This window comes from Anabaena sp. CCY 9613 (assembly GCF_963920895.1).
Lineage (GTDB): Bacteria > Cyanobacteriota > Cyanobacteriia > Cyanobacteriales > Nostocaceae > Cyanocohniella.
This window is the reverse complement of record NZ_CAWUDE010000001.1, coordinates 154,877-176,985: the sequence shown is the minus strand read 5'-3', so window position 1 is coordinate 176,985 and position 22,109 is coordinate 154,877. Positions and strand designations below refer to the sequence as shown.

Annotated in this window: 18 protein-coding genes; 14 read left to right on the top strand and 4 right to left on the bottom strand. The window is 42.1% G+C overall.

From position 1 onward, the window contains the following. Positions 1–341: 341 nt before the first annotated feature. Positions 342–1,028: a conjugal transfer protein TrbI gene (locus tag ACM0OT_RS00670; RefSeq protein WP_414561852.1), complete on the bottom strand. Its 687-nt coding sequence runs from the start codon at positions 1,026–1,028 to the stop codon at positions 342–344. A gap of 612 nt (positions 1,029–1,640) precedes the next feature. Here ACM0OT_RS00670 and sbcC point away from each other — a divergent pair. The 3 genes from sbcC (at position 1,641) to ACM0OT_RS00655 (ending at position 5,953) form a co-directional block, all read left to right on the top strand. Further along, the gene (sbcC, locus tag ACM0OT_RS00665) at positions 1,641–4,667 is read left to right on the top strand and encodes an exonuclease subunit SbcC (protein ID WP_414561850.1); all 3,027 of its coding nucleotides are present in this window, start codon (positions 1,641–1,643) and stop codon (positions 4,665–4,667) included. A gap of 119 nt (positions 4,668–4,786) precedes the next feature. After that, on the top strand, positions 4,787–5,311 hold the full coding sequence (locus ACM0OT_RS00660) for a DUF937 domain-containing protein (protein WP_414561848.1): 525 nt from the start codon (positions 4,787–4,789) through the stop codon (positions 5,309–5,311). 420 nt (positions 5,312–5,731) lie between these two features. Next, entirely contained in the window at positions 5,732–5,953 is a 222-nt protein-coding gene (locus ACM0OT_RS00655; protein ID WP_414561846.1) for a DUF167 domain-containing protein, read from the top strand. A gap of 36 nt (positions 5,954–5,989) precedes the next feature. On the opposite strand, the gene ACM0OT_RS00650 is transcribed toward ACM0OT_RS00655, so the two are convergent. Both ACM0OT_RS00650 and acs read right to left on the bottom strand, forming a co-directional pair. Further along, a complete protein-coding gene (locus tag ACM0OT_RS00650; RefSeq protein WP_414562230.1) occupies positions 5,990–6,643 on the bottom strand; it encodes a tetratricopeptide repeat protein in 654 nt (217 codons plus the stop codon). A 197-nt stretch (positions 6,644–6,840) separates the two neighbouring features. Then, a complete protein-coding gene (gene acs, locus ACM0OT_RS00645) occupies positions 6,841–8,811 on the bottom strand; it encodes an acetate--CoA ligase (RefSeq protein WP_414561844.1) in 1,971 nt (656 codons plus the stop codon). Positions 8,812–8,956: 145 nt separating this feature from the next. On the opposite strand from acs, the gene ACM0OT_RS00640 reads away from it, so the two are divergent. The 3 genes from ACM0OT_RS00640 (at position 8,957) to ACM0OT_RS00630 (ending at position 11,482) form a co-directional block, all read left to right on the top strand. Then, positions 8,957–9,811: a DUF72 domain-containing protein gene (locus ACM0OT_RS00640; RefSeq protein ID WP_414561842.1), complete on the top strand. Its 855-nt coding sequence runs from the start codon at positions 8,957–8,959 to the stop codon at positions 9,809–9,811. 277 nt (positions 9,812–10,088) lie between these two features. Further along, the gene (locus ACM0OT_RS00635; protein ID WP_414561840.1) at positions 10,089–10,529 is read left to right on the top strand and encodes a hypothetical protein; all 441 of its coding nucleotides are present in this window, start codon (positions 10,089–10,091) and stop codon (positions 10,527–10,529) included. Between the two features lie 119 nt (positions 10,530–10,648). Beyond that, a complete protein-coding gene (locus ACM0OT_RS00630) occupies positions 10,649–11,482 on the top strand; it encodes an Rpn family recombination-promoting nuclease/putative transposase (RefSeq protein WP_414561838.1) in 834 nt (277 codons plus the stop codon). 36 nt (positions 11,483–11,518) lie between these two features. On the opposite strand, the gene ACM0OT_RS00625 is transcribed toward ACM0OT_RS00630, so the two are convergent. Next, on the bottom strand, positions 11,519–12,448 hold the full coding sequence (locus ACM0OT_RS00625) for a 1-aminocyclopropane-1-carboxylate deaminase/D-cysteine desulfhydrase (RefSeq protein ID WP_414561836.1): 930 nt from the start codon (positions 12,446–12,448) through the stop codon (positions 11,519–11,521). 62 nt (positions 12,449–12,510) lie between these two features. Here ACM0OT_RS00625 and ACM0OT_RS00620 point away from each other — a divergent pair, with 62 nt between their 5' ends. From ACM0OT_RS00620 to opcA, 8 genes are all read left to right on the top strand, one after another. Next, positions 12,511–13,059, top strand: coding sequence for a pyridoxamine 5'-phosphate oxidase family protein (locus tag ACM0OT_RS00620; RefSeq protein WP_414561835.1), 549 nt, complete (start codon positions 12,511–12,513; stop codon positions 13,057–13,059). 85 nt (positions 13,060–13,144) lie between these two features. After that, positions 13,145–14,314 (top strand): formate-dependent phosphoribosylglycinamide formyltransferase, encoded by a 1,170-nt coding sequence (gene purT / locus ACM0OT_RS00615; RefSeq protein ID WP_414561833.1) that lies wholly within the window; start codon positions 13,145–13,147, stop codon positions 14,312–14,314. 178 nt (positions 14,315–14,492) lie between these two features. Next, on the top strand, positions 14,493–15,365 hold the full coding sequence (locus ACM0OT_RS00610) for an S-methyl-5'-thioadenosine phosphorylase (protein ID WP_414561831.1): 873 nt from the start codon (positions 14,493–14,495) through the stop codon (positions 15,363–15,365). Positions 15,366–15,743: 378 nt separating this feature from the next. Then, on the top strand, positions 15,744–16,028 hold the full coding sequence (locus ACM0OT_RS00605) for an RNA recognition motif domain-containing protein (RefSeq protein WP_414561829.1): 285 nt from the start codon (positions 15,744–15,746) through the stop codon (positions 16,026–16,028). A 377-nt stretch (positions 16,029–16,405) separates the two neighbouring features. After that, entirely contained in the window at positions 16,406–17,455 is a 1,050-nt protein-coding gene (fbp, locus tag ACM0OT_RS00600; protein WP_414561828.1) for a class 1 fructose-bisphosphatase, read from the top strand. 276 nt (positions 17,456–17,731) lie between these two features. Further along, on the top strand, positions 17,732–18,904 hold the full coding sequence (gene tal, locus ACM0OT_RS00595; protein ID WP_414561826.1) for a transaldolase: 1,173 nt from the start codon (positions 17,732–17,734) through the stop codon (positions 18,902–18,904). 104 nt (positions 18,905–19,008) lie between these two features. After that, positions 19,009–20,538, top strand: a complete 1,530-nt coding sequence (gene zwf / locus ACM0OT_RS00590) for a glucose-6-phosphate dehydrogenase (RefSeq protein ID WP_414544746.1) — start codon at positions 19,009–19,011, stop codon at positions 20,536–20,538. 37 nt (positions 20,539–20,575) lie between these two features. After that, a complete protein-coding gene (gene opcA, locus ACM0OT_RS00585; RefSeq protein WP_414561824.1) occupies positions 20,576–21,925 on the top strand; it encodes a glucose-6-phosphate dehydrogenase assembly protein OpcA in 1,350 nt (449 codons plus the stop codon). Positions 21,926–22,109: the final 184 nt, after the last annotated feature.

Genomic DNA, 22,109 nt, shown 5'->3' with positions numbered 1-22,109 from the left:
ATTAACAATTAAAGGTTAATGTGAGTAACCGCCGAATTTAATAGGGTAAATTTATTAGGTGCTACTACACTTTGGCTGACAGTGTCTTGGTAATTTGATAATTCAGTTACCAATAATAGTAAAACCAGAAGTGTATCAATTAACTGAAGATATCTAATAAGACGCTACATTAATCAAATAGTTGCGGTTACCTAAAATGTTTTTGACTCTGGCTAAAGGAGGATTACGATAGGCTTTGGTGTTTGCACTTGGGTGTGCAAAATGAAGCGATCGCGCACTTTAGTTGCAGTGGCGATCGCTAATGGGAGATGATGAAAATCACGGCGGAAATCAAGTGCGGCTTAGTAGCGGTCTAGTACTAAATTAGAATTCAGGCTCAGTCTTAAATCTTGTTCGGGTCTGAGGACAAATACTTCAGCTGATCTTCTGCGTAACAGTACACTAGCTAAGGCACCAGCCGCACCACCGACTACAGGTTCTAAAACCTCAATTCTCCGGTTACCTGTAAGTAATGAAATGGCAGCAGCAGCACCAGCACCAATGGCTGCGTCTGTTAATACTCTACTGCTATCTTTTTCGTTAATGGTTTCCAGTCTCGTATAGGTCTGAGAAGAGGCATTAATTGACTGGCGGCGACCAGAGGGAAAAACTAATTCTTGGGCGATGAACCGCACACCTCTAACATTCTCCTTATCTCTACTTCTACCGTCGAAATAAACGGGTTCTAGCCGTCCGATAACTTCAGTATCTCTAGGAATTAAGACTTGTCTTTGACTGTTGGTGATGTCGTTGGCTATTTTTAATGTCAGGTCTAGAGTTTCCCCACGACTAACTACAACTTTCTCATTGTTGTGTCTCACAGGAAGAATTACGTTAGCGTTAGCAGGAATTGTCACTGTTCTGGACTGACCAATATTGTATTGGGCATTAGCCGGGGCAAAAGCAATCATAGGAGCCACAGCGCTGGTGGTAATTGCCAGTGCCATGAGGGCGGCTGTTTTGGATTTCCATTGATAAAAGCTAGTCATAAGATGCTTGGGTTTGTGTCTGTGATGTATATATTGACGAGGGTTGACAGTGATTGTTTCTGGCTGGTGTTAAATGTGACTATAGTCATAGTTGCTCTAGCGAAGATATTTGACGTGGGGTGTATGTGAGTGTTCTTATGCGACTGAATTTGCGGTCAATGGGCTGACTTTACCTACTGGTTTGATTTTAAATTTAATTAGCTAAGAGATTAAAAGACTATTTGTTTTCATAATTGCTATCTTTAGTCATCAAATCTGATCAAGTTCATTGTCAGTACAAAACTGAATTTTTTGATACAGCGGTTAAATCATAATAATGGCGATCGCTATGTAAATAACATTGGTGAAGCCGATAAAGTTGAAGATGAGGAACAGCGATTCAGGTCTAGCAAAGAACAGTCGTGAAATTGTTTTCGGGCAGAGTAGTTGAATTTTTCTTTGGAGAATGGCAAAATCATTTGCCCCATAGGAAAAACTTGATCATAATATTGTTAATTTTCGTAAATTTACGGACTAAAGTACTAGAATACTGATATTCACCTAGCTAAACTATCAAAAGAGTGCATCTGTACTGCTAGTTAATAAAACATTAGATGCGGCGCTATAGCCTCAATGATTCCAGTACAACTTATCCTCAAAAACTTTCTCAGTTACCGTGATGCAACTTTAGATTTTCGTGGTTTGCATACGGCTTGTATTTGTGGTTCCAATGGTGCCGGCAAGTCTTCTCTTCTGGAAGCAATCACTTGGGCTGTTTGGGGCGAAAGCCGCGCCGGTGTTGAAGATGATGTGATTCATTCCGGTGCCAAAGAAGTGCGCGTTGACTTTGTTTTTCAATGTAATCAACAAAAATATCGGGTGATTCGCACAAGAATTCGTGGTGCTAGTGGTGTCTTAGAATTTCAAATAGAAACGCCTTCAGGGTTTCGCTCGATTACTGGCAAAGGTGTCAGAGCAACCCAAGATTTGATTTTAGAACATATCAAATTAGATTACGACACGTTTATTAATTCTGCTTATTTGCGTCAAGGTCGTGCCGATGAATTCATGCTCAAGCGCCCCACTGAACGCAAGGAAATTTTAGCTGAGTTACTCAAACTCAATCAATATGATCAACTAGAAGACAGGGCAAAAGAATCTTTTCGCCAGTTGAAGGCTAGGGCTGATGAGTTAGAGCGTTCTTTAGAATCGAGTAAAATCCAGTTGCAACAACGTGAGGCAACGCAAAAGCAAAAAGCCGACATAGAAACTGAACTGAATCACCTCCAACAAACACAAGCCTTAGATAATATTCAATTACAAAGTTTGCAAGTTGTCCAGCACCAACGTCAGACAAAAGTCGAACAACTGAACTTTGTGAGGCAACAACATGAGAATTTAACTCAAGATAGCGATCGCCTGCAACAAGAACAATCATCTGTGCAAACTCAGCTATCAGATTTAGAAGGCATCTTAAATCAGGAAACCGAAATTAAAAACGGTTACACTCAATACCAAAGTCTGCAATCTCAAGAAGAAGCTTTTGCCACGAAATTTCAAGAATACACCCGTGCAACGGCGTTGCGACAACAAAAACAACAGCAATTAACTAATCAAATTCACGAATTAGAAAGGCAACTCCAACAAGTCCAAGGACAATTAGCAGCTTTAGAGCAACAAGAACAAGACATTCAGCAAACACTCAGCAAATCAGGTGAAGTCGAAGCGGCTTTGACACAACTTACCGCAGCTCGTCGCCGGGTGACTCATCTTGATGAATTGCAAATGCAAGTTTCTCCTTTATTGCAACAACGACAAAACTTGCAAACTCAACTGGATAGAGTTCATGCAGGTTTAGTAGCACGACTCGAACAATTACAAGCTACAGAAAACCAACTGCAACGTTCCTCACGCCGCCAACCACAGCTGCAACAAGCAGTGATGGATGTGGGAATGCAGATTGAACAAATGGAAAAAGACCGAGTTTATCTGCAACGAGTCCAAGAAAAAGGTCAAGAAAGGCGGCATTTTATTGAACGTCTACAAGCGCAACAACGAGAATATGAAAGATTATTGGGGGAACTAGAGCAAAAATTGCAAATGCTTCGCACCCCCGACGCTATTTGTCCGTTGTGCGAGCGTCCCTTAGATGAACATCACTGGAATCGTGTTGTAGACAAAACCAAAGACGAATACAAAGATACCGAGGGACAATTGTGGGTATTCCGGGAACAAATGGCAGTTTCCGACAGAGAAATTCAGCTATTAAGGCAGGAATATCGGGAAATATCCCAAAAATTAGCGCCCTATGACACCCTGCGCGAACAAAGAGGGCAATTAGCCGCACAACTGCAATCGACTGGTGACGCCGAACAACAACTACAACAACTGGCTGCCGAAAAACAACATTTAGAGCGATCGCTGCAAGCTGGTGATTATGCCCCAGACAAACAAGCAGAATTACGACAATTAGAACAATATTTGCAACAATTAAATTATAATGAGCAAGACCATGCCCTAGCTCGGAGCGAAGCAGAGCGGTGGCGGTGGGCAGAAATTAAACAAGGGCAAATTAAAGATGCAGCCAAGCGCCAAGCGCAAATAGCCGCTCGCAAACCAGAATTACAAGCGACTATTGCCCAATTACAAACTAAAATTCGCCAAGGACAAACTGATTCCGATTGCGCCAAACAAATCGCTGAACTTGAACGTCATATTGCCGAAATTGGCTATAGTTCTGAGCAACACAATCATCTGCGGCTATCTGTACGCCAAGCTCAAGCCTGGCAGTTACGTTATCAACAACTATTATCAGCCCAGCAGCAATACCCCCTACTCCATCAGAGATTCCAAGATTTAGAGGCTTCGAGAACTGCAAGGTTACATGAGCGACAACAACTTGCCAACCAAATTGCAAGTATTACCCAGGAGTTAACAGCCACAGCCAATCCCAGTGAGCAAATTTCTACTTTAGAAGCGCAAATTCAGGCACGCAGACGGCAACTTGATGAAAAAATTGTCAATTTGGGACGTTTAGAACAGCTAACTCTGCAACTAGAAAACTTGCAAACACAACACCAGCAACAACAAGAACAACTGCAATCTTGTCGCAAACAGCAACGGGTGTATCAAGAATTAGCACAGGCCTTTGGTAAAAATGGCATCCAAGCTTTGATGATTGAAAATGTGTTGCCGCAACTAGAAGCCGAGACAAATCAATTACTTTCACGGTTGAGCGCCAATCAATTACACGTACAATTTATTACACAAAAGTCTGGGCGTAGTAGTAAATCTACGAAGAAAAACGCCAAGTTAATTGATACCCTAGATATTTTAATTGCCGATTCTCGAGGAACGCGAGCTTATGAAACCTACTCAGGAGGAGAAGCATTTAGAATTAACTTTGCCATTCGTTTAGCCCTGGCGAAATTATTGGCACAGCGCGCGGGTGCAGCATTGCAATTATTGATTATAGATGAAGGCTTTGGTACACAAGACGCCGAAGGATGCGATCGCCTGATTGCGTCCATTAATGCGATCGCTGGTGACTTTGCTTGTATACTGACTGTCACCCATATGCCTCATCTGAAAGAAGCCTTTCAAGCCCGCATTGAAGTTAATAAAACTCAGGAGGGTTCCCAGATAAATTTATCAATATAGTTTTTTTATTTCATACCTATTGTTCATCCTTAAGTTTCTAGTTTTGCAGAGTTAAATTTTTCATAATAGCAATAGCGTTGCCGCAATCAAGAGATGAGAACACAAGGAGAAAGATAATTATGAGTCTATTTGATCAAATTATTGGTGCCGTTAGCAATCCCACGCAACAAGCTAGTTTGGGCCAACTCGGCGGTATTGTTAACACTGTTAATCAGTTGAGTAATGCCACTGGTACAAATCCTTCAACCATGCAATCAGTTGTGGGTATAGTAGGTAACTATGTACGTTCTGCTTTACAACAGAAGCAATCCACAGAGGGGAATGAAGCGACTCAAGCATTGTTGAATCAATATGCTGGGACTTCTTCTAACCCTCAAGCCGTCAGTTCCCTGTTTCCTCCTCAACTCCAACAACAGGTAGCACAGGTAGCTTCCCAACGAACAGGAATAGATGCTGGTACAATTGTGCAATTATTACCTGTAATTGTGCCTCTAGTATTGAATTTATTGCAATCTGGTGCTAATGCCCAAAATCCCCAAACTGGTGGAAATTCTGTGTTGAATTCTTTCTTGGATACCAACGGGGATGGAGATGTCAATATTGCCGATGCTATTCAATTATTTAGTAAATATGTTGGCAAGTAGTTAAAAAAATTGGCTCTATCGCACTTTTTATCTTCCCTGGCTATTAGTCAGGGTTGATTTTTTCTGCCATCTTGACACAGCTAAAATAACGTGAGTTCGATGAACCTCTCCCCAACCCCTCTCCGACGCGGAGAGGGGCAGATATATTTCGCATTTTTAACGAAAAATAGGCATTTAAAAGCCTCTAACGCCACTTGCTACAAGTCGGCAAAGCCGCCCAACGCAGTGGCTCCTCCTTGCAGGGGAGAGGAATGGAAGCGGGGTTTTTTAGATCCGTCGAACTCACGTTAAAATAGTGTACTAGACGCGCTACTACGTATTTTTTTCAGAAATCAAACTCGATTCCTATATATTAAAATTAATTGTTTCCAATCTGATTGAGACGCTTTTAACATGTAGAAGATATTGTAAGAAAAAGATATGCAAAAAAGAGTAAAAGTTAAACCCAATTCCCAACAACAAAAAATAGAAGAACAAACAGACGGTAGTTTAATTGTACATTTAAAATCTCCACCAATTGATGGTAAAGCTAATGCAGAGCTAATTAAATTACTAGCTCAGAAATTTGATGTGCCTAAATCTTACATCAGAATTAAATCTGGTTTATCCTCTAGGCAAAAGCTGATTGAAATTGATAAATAGAGGTTAGGGGCTAGAGGATAGAAAAAAGGGTAATCCTTATGAGATTCCAGGATCATCTAAATTTTGGATCTGCTGTAAAATTTGTTCAATTTGATAAACTCTTTGATTGCGATTTTGTGATTTAAAGACATCTAAAGCTTTTTCTAGAGAAGCTATGGCTTCATTGCGTTGATTTGTTTGTAATAATGCCAGTGCCAAATTAGCCAGTGCATCACCATAGTTAGGATTAATATTTAAAGCTTTTTCGTATTCGGTAATAGCTTCTTCCCAGCGATTTTGTTTGGCATAAAGCAGACCAATTCCGTTGTAAGCTAGAGCATGATTTGAATTGAGGCGAATAGCTTCTTGGTAAGATTTTATAGCATCTTCTGTTTTATCTTGTTGAGATAGTACATTGCCTAATTCAAAGTGTCCAAAGGAGTATCTGGGATATTTTTTAATCAATTCGCGTAATTGTGCTTCTGCACCAGCGAAATCACCCTGATTTGATAAAGTATTGGCTTGTTGTAAAAGTTGCGATCGCTCTTGTTCTGGTGTACTACCGCCAAACTGTGCTACTTTTTGTACTCGGCTGTTGACAGGTTCAGGTGAAGTGAACTGTGTAACTTCTCGAGTAATCGCTAAAACTGGTGACATAGCAATTGTCGTTATAAAACTCACTATTACACAACCAAGAGTAGGAAATTTCATCATTTTTAATACCTCAATTTATCGGGACTGGGGAACTCGGAGGCCCCTCTGGGAATAAGGGGTAATGGATACTGAGTACTGGAAAGAAAAGAACAAAAATTATGTAATATGCAAAGTCTTTCCCCCCTGCACCCGTACCCTTCGGGAAGCTACGCTCACGGCGAAGCCTGCACCCTGCACCCCTCTCTCTGCCTCTTCTAAGCGCCTTCTCGCAACTTATCTAAAACGCTGCGGTCTTCTAATGTTGATGTATCACCTGATACCTCTTGCCCCGATGCTAGATTCCGTAATAAGCGACGCATGATTTTACCCGATCGCGTTTTGGGTAAAGCATCTGTAAACTTAATTTCACCTGGACGAGCGATCGCCCCAATTTCTTTGACGACGTGCTGTTTGAGTTCTTTACTCAATTCTTCACTGGGTTGATACGTGCCTTCTAAGGTCACAAATGCAACTACGTCTTCACCTTTAAGTTCATCCGGCTTACCTACTACCGCAGCCTCTGCCACGGCTGGGTGAGAAACTAAGGCTGATTCTACTTCCATAGTTCCCAGGCGATGACCTGATACATTTAATACATCATCTACACGACCCATAACCCAAAAGTAACCATCTTTATCTTGTCTCGCACCATCACCAGCAAAATAGGTGTAGTTACCATCTTTGGGGGGAATGTGTTCCCAATATGTGCGCCGGAAGCGATCAGGATCGCCGTATACTGTCCGCATCATTCCCGGCCAAGGATAACGCACTGCCAGATAACCGCCTTCGTTGTTGGGTACAGTATTACCATTCAAATCAACAATATCTGCAAGAATACCAGGGAAGGGAAGAGTTGCTGAACCGGGTTTGGTGGGAATGGCTCCCGGTAGTGCTGTAATCATAATCCCGCCGGTTTCTGTTTGCCACCAAGTATCGACAATTGGGCAACGTTCACCGCCAATGACTTTGTGATACCACATCCAAGCTTCGGGGTTAATGGGTTCGCCAACGGTTCCCAACAAGCGTAGAGAAGATAAATTGCGGGATTTAGGATGGTGTTCGCCCATCTTGATAAAGGCTCGAATAGCTGTCGGTGCTGTATAAAAAATCGTCACGCCGTATTTTTCAATTACATCCCAGAAGCAACCAGGATTAGAACTACGGGGCGCACCTTCGTACATTAAAGTTGTTGCACCGTTGGAAAGGGGCCCATAAACTATATAACTATGTCCAGTAATCCAACCGACATCAGCAGTACACCAATATACATCAGTATCTTGTAAATCAAAAATCCATTTGGTGGTCATGTGGGTATATAAGTTATAACCACCAGTGGTATGCACTACACCCTTCGGTTTGCCTGTACTACCAGAAGTGTAAAGTACAAACAGCATATCTTCACTGTCCATCGGTTCGGCTGGGCAATCTGCCGATACATCTTTTTGTAAATCATGCCACCAATGGTCACGTCCTGGCTCCATGTGAGTTTCTTGACAGGTGCGTTGCACCACAAGAACATTTGTGACACTGGGGACAGCGTTATCTGCTAAGGCGTTGTCTACCTGCACCTTCAGAGGAACGATCGCATCTTTGCGCCAACCACCATCAGCTGTAATTACCAATTTAGCTTCCGCATCATTCAAGCGATCGCGTAAAGCTTCGGCACTAAAACCACCAAATACCACACTATGAGGTGCGCCAATTCTCGCACAGGCTAACATCGCAATGGCCGCTTCGGGAATCATCGGCATATAAATACCGATGCGATCGCCTTTTTTCGCTCCCAGTTGCTTCAACACATTGGCAAACTGACAAACTTCTCGATGCAGTTGGGCATAAGTGAGGGTGCGGGAATCTCCTGGTTCACCTTCCCAAATTAATGCTGCTTTATTTTTATGCCAAGTAGTGAGATGTCGATCTAAGCAATTATAAGAAATGTTAATTTTACCGCCGACAAACCACTTCGCAAAAGGTGGTTGCCAATCGAGGACTGTATCCCATTTTTGGAACCATGATAATTCGGATGTCGCCAAATCAGCCCAAAATTGTTGCGGATCGGCTTGGGCTTGATCGTAGAGACGCTGATAATCTGCCAAAGACTTGATGTGGGCATTTTCGGAGAATTGAGTGGAGGGAGGAAATAGGCGATTCTCTTGTAGGATTGATTCTATAGTTGGTTGAGACATAGTGATAACTGTGAGCAGTAATGTTACTGAAAACTATCTGCAAAGGAGCAAGTATAAGTCAAGCTTTAGTGGTGAGAGTATCAAAACCTGCCTTTACAATTAATTAGAGTACCTTGAATTTCCAGTCAAACTTTCGGAAAAGCTTGTGAATTTTTTTATTGGTTGTGCAGTTTGGGCATATAAAGGTTGGGTGGGTGAACTTTATCCTCAAGGGACTCGCGCTACCGAATTTCTGCATCTTTATAGCCGTCGCTTCACTACAGTAGAAGGTAACACCACCTTCTATGCTGTGCCTAACCAGGAAACCGTAGCCCGTTGGGCGAGCGAAACGCCGCCGGGTTTTGAATTTTGCCTCAAGTTACCACGAGACATTACCCACAAAGGTTTACTTCAACCTGCTATACCTGAAGCTTTAGCGTTTTTGGAGCAAATGCGCCCTTTAGATAAGCATCTGGGCCCAATGTTTGCCCAATTACCGCCTAGTTATAGCCCAGCCTTAATTGATGACTTGACTAGCTTTCTAGAAGCTTGGCCACGTACAGAAGCACCATTAGCCGTGGAAGTGCGACATTGTAACTGGTTTATAGAACCGTATAAAAGTAATTTGGCCGAAATTTTAGCAAAACTGGGTGTAGGCAGAGTGCTATTAGACTCGCGCCCGATCTACACTGGAGAAGACGACCCCCAGTTAAACTCCCAAAGACGTAAACCAAAATTACCGTTGCAATTGAGTGTGACAGCACCTTTTTGCTTGATTCGCTTTATATCTCATCCCACTTTGTCAGAGAATCAGCCGTTTATGGAAGAGTGGGTGCAACACATTCAACAATGGTTACAAACAGGAACACGCATTTATTTCTTTGTTCATTGTCCTTTAGAAGAGCGATCGCCTGGTACTGCGCGTTACTTCCAACAGCTATTAGAGCAAAATAATGTAGCTGTTCCCCTTTTACCGTGGAATAATCTTGAGCATCCGCCCAATCAACTCAGTTTATGGTAAGCATTCTCAAGATTTTTCATCCTATATAGATTCATCTGGGAAATTAGTGATTAACTGATTTCAAAAAGGGTGATAATGGTTATTAACCATGCATTTTTCATCAAACTCAATACAACTTTATCCTCTCTAAAAAAGGGGTGATACCCCTATTTCATAAAATATAAAAGGGGTATATACAAAGCCTACATATAGCTAAAAGCAATGTACTAATTGTTTATGTGGGTTGTAATTGAGGCGATTAATTTTTTTTCAATTATTTACACCAAAGGAGGTTAAGATGAGTCGTCTTCTTTATGAAAATTCAGTTTCATACCAAGGATATCTCATCATTCCATTTGTGTTTGGCAAAGTGGATAATTACGAAATTTATTCGTACAAACTCTTGTCAGAAATTGGGCGTAAAAGCAAATTTCACAAGGCTGCAAATCCCGCAGGCATCTATGGCAGTAGCATTGATAATATAGTTGATATTGCCAAAGAGCATATTGACCAACACTCAGATTTTGTCAGTCATGGGGATAGTTTCCGCTCTCGATATCTCTACGGCAATAACTTGATTATCATCTATCAAGAAGGAGGGAAGTATTTTTACGACCATTATCCCCCAGAATTATTGAATAATATTGCCGCACCAAAATTATTCAACTCTGAATATGAGTGCTTGAGTTGGATTAAACAAGGACTCAACGGACAATATATGCGGCAACGAGCCATTTGATGTTTTACCCCGCTCATTGCTTGATGTAGCGGGGGATTTAAATATATATTTGAGATTTAGGTGATTTTAAAATGACAAATTGGCATAGTCACAGAATGTATCAATCAAAGTAGTTTGAGATGGCTAAAGTTGCTGATATTAGTACTAAAAAAATAATTAGTCTCGACCCTGATAAATGGGTGAAATGGGTGACAACTATTCCCGATACCATAGCTAAAGAAGTCCTTGACTCAGAGTTTCAATGGATTAGTCGGGAGAATGATGTATTAATTCGTGCCGAAAATCCTGAGTATGGAAAATTTCTGGTTCTGAACGAAGTACAAATACGCTATAAATCAGAAATGCCCTCTCGAATGAATGTATATGCTGCTTTAGCCAGGGAAAAATACAAGTTACCTACTTATCCCGTATTAATTAATATTCTGAAAGACAGCGATAGTGAAATACCTACATGCTTCGAGTCAAATTTTGCAGGTTTACAAGCGCGTCAAGATTATCGGGTGATTAATCTTTGGGAAGTTGATGTAAACATTGCTTTTCAACAAGAAATTTCGTCTTTGCTTCCCTTTGTACCAATACTTAAAGGAGGAGAAGATGAGTCAACAATTCGAGAAGCACTGCAAATGCTGCGTGCGGATGAACAGTTAAATCAATTTGAGACTGTTTTGGCCTTTTTTGCTACCTTTGTGTTAGAGAGTGCCTTAGTTCAACAAATTATGAGGTGGGATATGGCTGTGTTACGTGAATCTCCTTGGTATCGGGAAATTGAACAGCGTGGACGACGAGAAAACATGTTATCTAATATCGAAATGAGTTTAGAGGCGAAATTTGGCAGAGATGGATTAGAATTCATGCCACAAATTACCCAAATATCTGATTTTGAGCGGTTGAAAGCCATTTTACGTAGCATTGTTGTTGCAAATACAATTGAAGAAGTACAGCAAGTTTTGTGATTCAATTGAGGTAAATTAAACACAGGTTTTTTACAACTATTTTGCTGAGATTGATCTAAGAGCGTTACCCTGCAAGCCTCCTGTGTGTATCAACAGCAGACGTGAGCGTAGCTTACCGTCAGTATTGCCTTGAGTAAAAAATCCTTTTTGTATTAAATCCATCACGCCATAAAACATTTTTGCAGTATATACGTAATCAAGAGGTACATCGTGGGCCGCCTCAAATTGCTGGCAGAAATGCAGTAACTCATCATTTATCTTGGCATAACCACCAAAGTGGTAATCACACATGAGTTCCCAAGTTGCTGGAGTAGTATTTAAGACTGGCAACCCAGAGGCGAGATAATTTGTGATTAAACTATCGATTTCCTCGGCGAGAAACGCCCCATTTTTTAACACAGGAAAACCAATCACTCGTTGTCCTTGATGTTGTGAAAGCGCGATACCAGCTAATGTAGTGCCTGTGCCACAAGCTAAACAAATAGTATCAAATATATTGATATCCTTAAGTATTTCCATGCAACCGCGCACACCGTTTAAGTTGCTACCACCTTCAGGAATAATGAACACATCACCAAAGCGTTGTCGCAAATCTGCTTGTAATTCTTGAGTGTGTCGTTGTCGGTAAGTTGAGCGGTCGAGATATACAATTTGCATACCTTGTTTTGTAGCAAAACTCAGTGTGGGGTTAAGTGGTAATCTTTCCTCTCCGCGAATGACCCCAATGCTACGGAAACCAAAAAGATTAGCAGCCGCTGCGGTAGCAAAGATGTGGTTGGAATAAGCCCCACCAAAGGTGAGTAGAGTTGTTAAATTTTGCTGTTTAGCCTCCAAGAGATTGTATTTCAGCTTGAACCATTTGTTACCGTTAACCAATGGGTGCAGACAATCAAGACGCAACACGAACAATTCCACACCAGCACGGCGGGTGACTTCGCTATTTATCTGCTGCGGAGAAATCTCCATCTTGTCCCCGACTCCCCACGCTAAGTTACTATCTTTAAGTGCAACTAGATATTAAACCTTTTATGGCTAAAGTTTTTGACTATATCACCGAGGAACTGCAAAACTTTATAGCAGCCCAAAATATGTTCTTTGTTGGGTCTGCACCGCTGAGTTCCGCTGGTCATGTTAACCTATCTCCCAAAGGATTAGAATGTTTTCGCATCCTCTCTCCCCACAAGGTAGCTTATCTGGACCTTACAGGCAGTGGTAACGAAACTTCCGCTCATCTGCAAGAAAATGGGCGGATAACTTTGATGTTTTGTGCGTTTCAGGAACCACCATGTATTTTACGTCTCTACGGTCAGGGATGTACAATTTTGCCGACTTCACCTGACTGGAACTCCCTGTACTCATTATTTCCACCAATACCGGGAACACGTCAAATTATTGTTGCTGATATTGAACGAGTGCAAACATCTTGTGGTCTTGGTGTACCACTTTATGAATATCAAGGTCAACGACAAACTCTAGTAAACTGGGCTAGTAAAAAAGGTGAACAAGGAATTAAAGAATATCAACAGCAAAAAAATCTTATGAGCATTGATGGTTTATCAACTCCATTGAGCAAATAAATTATATGCATCCTCAAATTTTCATTTGATAGTAAAATTAATCAAATCATCAACTTTTGAAAACCAAGATTATCCAGACAAATTCATGAATAATTCGATGAAACTACCCCAAAAATTGATGCTGCTGGGTTCAGGAGAACTAGGCAAAGAATTTGTCATTGCTGCTCAACGTTTGGGTAATTATGTAATTGCCGTTGACCGCTATGCTAATGCTCCAGCCATGCAAGTTGCCGACTGTTGTGAAGTTATTTCGATGCTGAGTGCCGATGATTTAGAAGCAGTTGTCACCAAGCATCAGCCTGATTTGATTATTCCTGAAATCGAAGCCATTAGAACTGAAAAGTTGCTGGAATTTGAACAGCGAGGAATTACAGTTATTCCCACAGCGGCTGCAACTAATTATACAATGAATCGTGACCGAATTAGAGAATTAGCTCATGAAAAATTAGGCATTAGAACTGCTAAATATGGCTATGCTTCTACTTTGGAAGAATTGATTAATATTTCTCAAGAAATTGGGTTTCCCAATGTAGTTAAACCAGTGATGTCATCATCGGGAAAAGGACAGTCTGTTGTCCAAGAACCAGATGAAGTTGAGACAGCTTGGAATTATGCGATCGCTAATTCTCGCGGTGACAGTCAAAAAGTGATTGTTGAGGAATTTATTAATTTTGAAATTGAGATTACTTTATTAACAATTAAACAGTGGAATGCACCGACAATTTTCTGTTCTCCTATCGGTCATCGTCAAGAAAGAGGAGATTATCAAGAGTCTTGGCAACCCGCTGGCATTTCTGATGAAAAAATCTTCCAAGCTCAAGAAATAGCCACAAAAGTAACTGATGCATTAGGAGGAGCCGGCATATTTGGTGTAGAATTTTTTATTACTAAAGATGAAGTCATTTTTTCGGAACTTTCCCCCAGACCTCATGATACAGGGATGGTAACGTTAATTTCTCAAAACTTAAATGAATTTGAATTACACTTAAGAGCAATTTTAGGCTTACCAATTCCCCATATAGAACTGTTTGGGGCTTCAGCTAGTGCCGTAATTTTGGCTGCGGAAAAATCAGATGCTGTGGCGTTTACAGGTGTGGCTGAGGCTTTATCAACAAAAGATGTAGACATCAAGCTGTTTGGTAAACCTAGCGCCCATCCTTATCGACGTATGGGGGTAGCTTTAGCTAAAGGTGATCATGTCGCAGAAGCAAGAAAAAAGGCAAATATAGCTGCTGCTAAGGTAAAAATAATTTAATTTTTAAAATTAAAGTTAAGATATAAAACGTCCCGTAGCCTGCTCATTTGTACTAATTAAAGTATTGAGTTGGCTCATTTTTATCTACCAAATATGGGGACAATCTTACAGCAGATTTAATCAGATAATTGCTTTGGGCTTAAAGATAAGTCTAATTTACTATTTAAGGTGAAAGATAATGACATTAGCTCGAATTGGCATTATTGGTGGCAGTGGTCTATACAAAATGGCAGACCTTAAGGATGTAGAAGAGGTGCAAATTCAAACGCCTTTCGGTTCGCCTTCTGATGCTGTGATTTTGGGTACATTAGCCGGAACACGGGTAGCTTTTTTAGCGCGTCATGGTCGCAACCATACTTTGTTACCTTCTGAGTTGCCGTTTCGTGCCAATATCTATGCCATGAAGCAAGTGGGTGTAGAGTATTTAATTTCAGCTAGTGCTGTTGGTTCTTTAAAGGCAGAAGCAAAACCACTAGATATGGTGGTACCAGACCAATTTATTGACAGAACAAAAAATCGGGTTTCGACATTTTTTGGTGAAGGAATTGTGGCTCACATTGCCTTTGGTGAACCGATTTGTCATAATTTAGCTGGGGTGTTAGCAGATGCGATCGCTTCTCTAAATTTACCAGATGTGATTCTGCATCGTGGTGGTACTTATGTATGCATGGAAGGCCCGGCATTTTCAACTAAGGCGGAATCGCATCTTTATCGTAGTTGGAATGCCACAGTGATTGGAATGACGAATTTACCGGAGGCTAAGTTAGCTAGAGAAGCAGAAATTGCCTATGCAACTTTAGCGCTGGTGACCGATTATGATTGCTGGCATCCAGATCACGATAGTGTAACTGTAGATATGGTGATTGGTAATTTACAGCGTAATGCAGTTAATGCCCAAAAGGTGATTCAAGAAACTGTCCGGCGGTTGAGTGAGAATCCCCCAATAAGTGATGCACATTCGGCTTTGCAATATGCAATTTTGACGAATTTAGAGAAAGCACCTGTGGCGACGAAAGAGAAGTTGGGGTTATTGCTGCGGAAGTATTTGTAGGGAAAGAACCACAGATAAGGACACTTTGCTCAACGCAAGTGTCCGTGAACCAAAGCTATGACTAAAAATAAATCTTAAGTCTTTTATATTCACATCAAAAAACGTATAAATTAAAACATATAAGCATGGCTAATTTCATGTTATGAGAGTTTGTAAAATCCCATACTTTGAAAAATAACACAATCAGTTATTATATGAGCGTATGCGTAAGTTCAGCCGAATGGTTTATTTAGTTGCAGACAAAGCCAGCATTGCGATCGCTGTCATACAACATTTACCAAAGGTGAGTCAGACAAGACTATGCAAGATTTGCAGTTTGTTTATATTCTGTTCTCTAGCTGAACTAATCGCTCTTTGTTGAAAATAACGTGATCCCACATGACTATTTACGTTGGAAACCTCTCCTACCGCGCTACTGAAGAAGACTTAAAGGCTGTCTTTGCTGACTACGGCGAAGTCAAAAGAGTCGTCTTACCTACTGACCGCGAAACAGGACGGATGCGTGGCTTTGCATTTGTTGAAATGAATGAAGATGCCCAAGAAGATGCCGCTATTACTGAGTTAGATGGGGCAGAATGGATGGGTCGTCAGCTGAGAGTCAATAAAGCCAAACCACGGGAGGATAACCGACGAGGTAGTTGGGCAAAAAATCAGGATTTTTAATAATTACTGAAGGCAGTCATAGTAAATTGTTTTCTATTTACGCAATATATTGAATTTGCCATAATCCACTAGAAACAACATTCAATATATAAAAATTTTCTCCGGTCAGTTGTGACTTTTACCAACCGCTCACAACTGGTCGGGGTTTTTAATTTAGATGTGAGTAAATATACACTACCCTGGACTAAAAAAATGTCAAAACAAACTAGCTGTTGCCAGTCCCCTAGTACATAAAGTGATTATTTCTTATTCATTTCTTTAGTTTATCTAAAATCACATCTCAGTTATCAACTTACCTTTCTAAGATAGAGGCAGCAAGCATAAGTTGCTCAAGGTGACTTGATCACCCCACTCAGTACGCTAGGAAGAATGCCAAAATGACTCAAGCACCACAATCCTTAGAATTTTCCATGAATGACTCTACAGATAAAGCTTTAGATCGTGATTGTACAACCTTATCTCGTCACGTTCTCCAGCAACTTAAAAGTTTTTCCGCAGATGCACAAGACTTGAGTACGTTAATGAATCGCATCGCTCTGGCTGGTAAATTAGTTGCTCGCCGCCTGAGTCGTGCTGGTTTAATGGAAGGTGTTCTCGGATTTACAGGGGATGTGAATGTGCAAGGGGAATCCGTCAAAAAGATGGATGTCTATGCCAATGACGTGTTTATTTCGGTGTTTAAGCAAAGTGGCTTAGTTTGTCGCCTAGCTTCCGAGGAAATGGAAGAACCTTATTATATCCCGGAAAACTGCCCTATTGGTCGCTATACCTTGCTGTATGACCCAATTGATGGCTCATCCAATACCGATACCAATCTCAGTTTGGGTTCAATTTTTGCAATTCGCCAACAAGAAGGTGATGATATCGATGGTAAAGCCACTGACTTGCTCACCAACGGACGCAAGCAAATCGCTGCCGGCTACATCCTTTATGGGCCCAGCACCCTGCTGGTCTATACTATAGGTAATGGCGTTCATTCGTTTACCCTTGACCCCAGTTTAGGTGAGTTTATCCTCACAGAAGAAAATATCCGCATTCCTAACCACGGTTCGGTTTATAGCGTTAACGAAGGGAACTTTTGGCAGTGGGAAGAATCAATGCGAGAATACATTCGTTACGTTCATCGCACTGAAGGTTATAGCGCTCGTTACAGTGGAGCTATGGTGAGTGACATCCATCGGATTTTAGTTCAAGGCGGGGTGTTTCTCTATCCAGGTACAATTCAGAAACCAGAAGGAAAATTGCGCCTGCTGTATGAATCTGCTCCCCTCGCTATGGTAATTGAGCAAGCAGGTGGTCGCGCTACCACCGGACTAGTAGATGTTTTGGACGTTGTGCCGAAAAAACTGCATCAGCGCACACCTCTAATTATTGGTAGCAAAGAGGATGTAGCAAAGGTTGAGTCTTTTATCCAAAACGGTCACTAGATAAAGCTATCATCTGCCAGTAATGATCAATATTGGGGATTGGGAATACAGGCTAGCGCCGGTTGAATGTGAATCAAAGATTACCTCAGCTGGCCGATGCGATAAGTGATGGGCAACGCCAAAATGCAAAAGTAACCATCAAAAAACGGTAGACAGTGAACAGTTATCATTAGCCATTTACGGACAATCGATAACTAATCACTTGTATCTATTTCAAGATTTGATGTATTTTGCTAACTTCACTTAACAAGAGCATTAAGGAGTAAAACTAGAGCTATGGCTACCAATCATCTACTAGAAATTAAACAACACGGTCAAAGTATCTGGATGGATAATTTGAACCGTGACATTATTCAATCGGGTGAACTAAAAAACCTGGTAGAAAATCAGGGTATCTCTGGTATTACCTCTAACCCAGCCATCTTTGAGAAAGCGATATCTGGCGATAAGACGCAAGGCGTCAACGCCGACAATGCCATGTATGATGCCGACATCGAAGCAGGCGTTCGTGCTGGCTTACCCACATACAAAATTTACGAATCCCTAGTTTTCGCAGATATCCGTAATGCCTGTGATATTCTGCGCCCTGTATATGAAGCCTCGAATACACTGGATGGTTACGTGAGTATCGAAGTACCACCAACCATAGCCCATGATACCCAAGCAACCATCAACGAAGCTCGTCGCTATTTCCAAGAAATTGGGCGGGAAAATGTGATGATTAAAATTCCTGGTACAGAAGCTGGGTTACCAGCAGTAGAACAGGTCATCTCTGAAGGTATCAATGTTAACATTACACTGCTGTTTTCCGTGGAAAGCTACATTAACACAGCTTGGGCGTATATTCGGGGCTTAGAAAAACGGGTGGCACAAGGTCAAGACATTAGTAAAATTGCTTCTGTGGCTAGCTTCTTCCTCAGTCGAATTGACAGCAACATTGATGCCAAAATCGATGAAAAGTTGCAACGTGGTGTTGATGATATTAACCTAGAAGCAAAACTGCGAGATGTCAAAGGCAAAGTAGCGATCGCTAACGCTAAGATTGCTTATCAAGAATATAACAAGATTATTGAGAGCGACCGCTGGCAAGCCTTAGCAGCAAAAGGGGCTAATGTCCAACGATTACTTTGGGCTAGCACCAGCACCAAAGACCCCGACTACAGCGATGTCATGTATGTGGATGAGTTAATTGGCCCCGACACCGTTAACACCTTACCACCCGCAACAATTAAAGCTTGTGCTGACCATTGCGATGTCGCTGACCGCGTAGAAACGGACGTGGAACAAGCTTACCAGCTGATAGAAAGCCTCAAAGATCCAGACATTAACATTGATATCAATGTCGTCATGGACGAACTGTTAGTTGAAGGTATTGATAAGTTCGTCAAACCCTTCGAGTCCTTGATGAACTCTTTAGAAAACAAAGTCAAGTTATTGTCACCAGTGTAACCCTTCAACGTTTACCCTGAGCTTGCCAAAGGGTACAACTCTTTTGTAGACGTAATTTATTGCGTCTACTCCACACACCACTCAACACCCCACTGAAAACTTCTATGGTTAGTCTGCTAGAAAATCCCTTGCGCGTTGGTCTGCAACAGCAAGGGATGCCTGAACCCCAAATTATCGTTATCTTTGGCGCTTCTGGTGACCTTACCTGGCGCAAACTAGTACCAGCACTTTACAAATTGCGGCGAGAACGACGCATTGCACCAGAGACTACTATTGTTGGCGTAGCACGTCGAGAGTGGAGCCATGACTACTTCCGCGAACAAATGCAGAAGGGCATGGAAGAGGCTCATGCTGATGTCGAATTAGGGGAACTTTGGCAAGACTTCTCTCAAGGTCTGTTTTATTGTCCTGGGGATATAGACAAACCTGAGAGCTACCAAAAACTGAAAGAGCTTCTGAGTGAATTAGATGAAAAACGGGGCACACGGGGAAACCGGATGTTTTACCTCTCCGTGGCTCCTAACTTCTTTCCTGAAGCCATCAGACAGCTAGGGGGAGCAGGAATGCTAGACGATCCTTACAAACATCGTCTGGTAATTGAAAAACCCTTTGGTCGGGACTTAGCTTCTGCCCAAAGTCTCAACGTAGTGGTGCAGAAATATTGCAAAGAAAACCAAGTTTACCGCATTGACCACTACTTAGGTAAAGAAACAGTTCAAAATCTCCTGGTATTTCGCTTCGCCAACGCGATTTTTGAACCATTGTGGAATCGGCAATTTGTTGACCACGTACAAATTACTGTGGCAGAAACCGTCGGTGTGGAAGACAGGGCTGGCTACTATGAACAAGCCGGCGCACTACGGGATATGTTGCAAAACCACTTGATGCAACTTTACTGTCTCACAGCAATGGAAGCACCCAATGCTATGGATGCCGACAGTATCCGCACAGAAAAAGTGAAAGTATTACAAGCTACTCGGTTAGCTGATGTTGGTAATCTGTCACGTTCAGCAGTCCGTGGTCAGTATAGTGCTGGCTGGATGAAAGGTCAACAAGTGCCAGGGTATCACGAAGAACCAGGTGTTGATGCCAATTCTAGTACACCCACTTATGTAGCCATGAAGTTCCAGGTAGATAACTGGCGCTGGCAGGGTGTACCCTTCTATCTGCGTACAGGCAAACGAATGCCGAAAAAAGTCAGTGAAATTTCCATTCACTTCCGTGATGTTCCTTCTCGGATGTTTCAATCCGCCTCGCAACAGAGAAATGCCAATGTTTTGGCCATGCGGATTCAACCCAATGAAGGAATTTCCTTACGTTTTGATGTGAAAATGCCAGGAGCCGAATTCCGCACCCGTTCTGTGGACATGGACTTTAGTTATGGCTCATTTGGCATTCAAGCAACATCTGATGCCTACGATCGCCTGTTCCTTGATTGTATGATGGGTGATCAAACATTGTTCACCAGAGCAGATGAAGTAGAAGCAGCTTGGCAGGTAGTCACCCCAGCGCTTTCTGTTTGGGATACACCCGCAGATCCAACCACAATTCCCAAATACGAAGCCGGTACTTGGGAACCAGCCGAAGCAGAATTATTGATCAATCAAGATGGTCGTCGCTGGCGCAGACTGTAGAAAAGGGTCATTACTCAACTGACAACTCAAAACTACTATGATTTCCCAAGCTCCTACAATTTTCTCACTTCAGGCACCCAAGGATATTTCGCTCAACGAAATAGAAGCGGAACTGAATCAAATTTGGCAAAGTTACGGCCTTACTGGTGCAGATGGTGGACTTCCTGCTGCTACTAGAGCCACAACATTTACTTTGGTGGTTTATGAACCAGAAGAAACCCAGTACTTGTTAGCTGCTTTAGGATTTTATAATGGCCCCATTGATGGAATTTTAGGGCCACAAATGGGCGCGGCTCTACGGCAAGTACAAGTAAAACATGGACTGTCGGAAACTGGCACAGCCACACCGGAAACACTGGCTATATTGCGGGAAGAATTCGCCAAACGTCAGGGATCAGAAAATGTTACTTATAACTTCAGTCCCAACAGCCCCACCATTGCCGATGAAATTGCCCTCCGCAATCCCTGCCGGATTATTGCTCTATTTCCCATTGCTGGCGAAGATGAAGGGGTAAAAGCCCAAGTTTCTGCTTATTGTCCCATTCAAAAGCAATCTTCCAGTACACTCATTTGCTGTGAATATATCACTCTGAGTGGAACCGCAGCCGCCTTAGAACGGGTGGGAGGAATGATTCCGGCATTATTAATTGGTGGTTTACCCAAGTTTCTGTGGTGGAAGGCGACACCAGACCCCAATAATGCTTTATTTAAGCGGTTGGCGGCAGTCTGCAATAATGTCATTGTTGATTCGTGTAACTTTAACGAGCCAGAAAGCGATTTACTCAGTCTCCAAGAATTGGTAGAAACTGGTATCCCCTTAGCTGACTTGAACTGGCGTCGTTTGGCTGCATGGCAGGAATTGACAGCCCAAGCTTACGACTCACCCCATCGTCGCGCAGCTATCAAAGAAATTGACCGCGTGACCATTGATTATGAAAAAGGCAACACTACCCAAGCATTGCTGTTTTTGGGTTGGCTGGCGAGTCGATTAGAATGGTTACCAGTTTCCTATAAACGGGAAAATGGAGATTACGAAATCACCCAAATTCGCTTTGTTACCCAAGACCAGCGACACGTAGAAGCCGAGTTAGCCGGAGTTCCTGTGGCTGATGTGGGTGAAGTAGGCGGTGACTTAATTGCCCTACGCCTTAGCTCCACAAATCCGCAAGCAGACTGTGGTACAGTCATCTGCTCGGAAACTGGCGGTTGTATGCGGATGGAAACCCACGGTGGCGCCCAATCTGCTGGTTTATTCCAACAGGTGAGTTCACTTTCAGAACAAAAAGCCGAAGCCTTGCTGAGTCAGCAGGTGCAACGCTGGGGACGAGAATCCATGTTTGAAGAAAGTTTGGGGATCATCGCCAAGATTCTCAAATCGGGAGAATGACTTTTCACTGACATATTGCTTGGGGAATGGGATAATTACCAATGCCTAAGGAACAGGAATTAAATAACATGCAAGTCTAGTTTTTGACCTCACCCCGCCTTTGACTTGCGTCAAAGTCTCCCCTCTCCTTGGTAAGGAGAGGGGTTGGGGGTGAGGTTCTGTATTTTATTAAATCCACATTCCT

Excerpts from the sequence above, each read along its gene's own strand:
- ACM0OT_RS00620 (WP_414561835.1), top strand. The coding sequence starts at position 12,511 with ATGGCTAAAGTTTTTGACTATATCACCGAGGAACTGCAAAACTTTATA.
- tal (WP_414561826.1), top strand. The coding sequence starts at position 17,732 with ATGGCTACCAATCATCTACTAGAAATTAAACAACACGGTCAAAGTATC.
- ACM0OT_RS00610 (WP_414561831.1), top strand. The coding sequence starts at position 14,493 with ATGACATTAGCTCGAATTGGCATTATTGGTGGCAGTGGTCTATACAAA.
- fbp (WP_414561828.1), top strand. The coding sequence starts at position 16,406 with ATGACTCAAGCACCACAATCCTTAGAATTTTCCATGAATGACTCTACA.
- opcA (WP_414561824.1), top strand. The coding sequence starts at position 20,576 with ATGATTTCCCAAGCTCCTACAATTTTCTCACTTCAGGCACCCAAGGAT.
- sbcC (WP_414561850.1), top strand. The coding sequence starts at position 1,641 with ATGATTCCAGTACAACTTATCCTCAAAAACTTTCTCAGTTACCGTGAT.
- ACM0OT_RS00670 (WP_414561852.1), bottom strand. The coding sequence starts at position 1,028 with ATGACTAGCTTTTATCAATGGAAATCCAAAACAGCCGCCCTCATGGCA.
- ACM0OT_RS00625 (WP_414561836.1), bottom strand. The coding sequence starts at position 12,448 with ATGGAGATTTCTCCGCAGCAGATAAATAGCGAAGTCACCCGCCGTGCT.
- ACM0OT_RS00660 (WP_414561848.1), top strand. The coding sequence starts at position 4,787 with ATGAGTCTATTTGATCAAATTATTGGTGCCGTTAGCAATCCCACGCAA.
- ACM0OT_RS00635 (WP_414561840.1), top strand. The coding sequence starts at position 10,089 with ATGAGTCGTCTTCTTTATGAAAATTCAGTTTCATACCAAGGATATCTC.
- ACM0OT_RS00605 (WP_414561829.1), top strand. The coding sequence starts at position 15,744 with ATGACTATTTACGTTGGAAACCTCTCCTACCGCGCTACTGAAGAAGAC.
- acs (WP_414561844.1), bottom strand. The coding sequence starts at position 8,811 with ATGTCTCAACCAACTATAGAATCAATCCTACAAGAGAATCGCCTATTT.
- ACM0OT_RS00630 (WP_414561838.1), top strand. The coding sequence starts at position 10,649 with ATGGCTAAAGTTGCTGATATTAGTACTAAAAAAATAATTAGTCTCGAC.
- ACM0OT_RS00650 (WP_414562230.1), bottom strand. The coding sequence starts at position 6,643 with ATGAAATTTCCTACTCTTGGTTGTGTAATAGTGAGTTTTATAACGACA.
- ACM0OT_RS00655 (WP_414561846.1), top strand. The coding sequence starts at position 5,732 with ATGCAAAAAAGAGTAAAAGTTAAACCCAATTCCCAACAACAAAAAATA.
- zwf (WP_414544746.1), top strand. The coding sequence starts at position 19,009 with ATGGTTAGTCTGCTAGAAAATCCCTTGCGCGTTGGTCTGCAACAGCAA.
- purT (WP_414561833.1), top strand. The coding sequence starts at position 13,145 with ATGAATAATTCGATGAAACTACCCCAAAAATTGATGCTGCTGGGTTCA.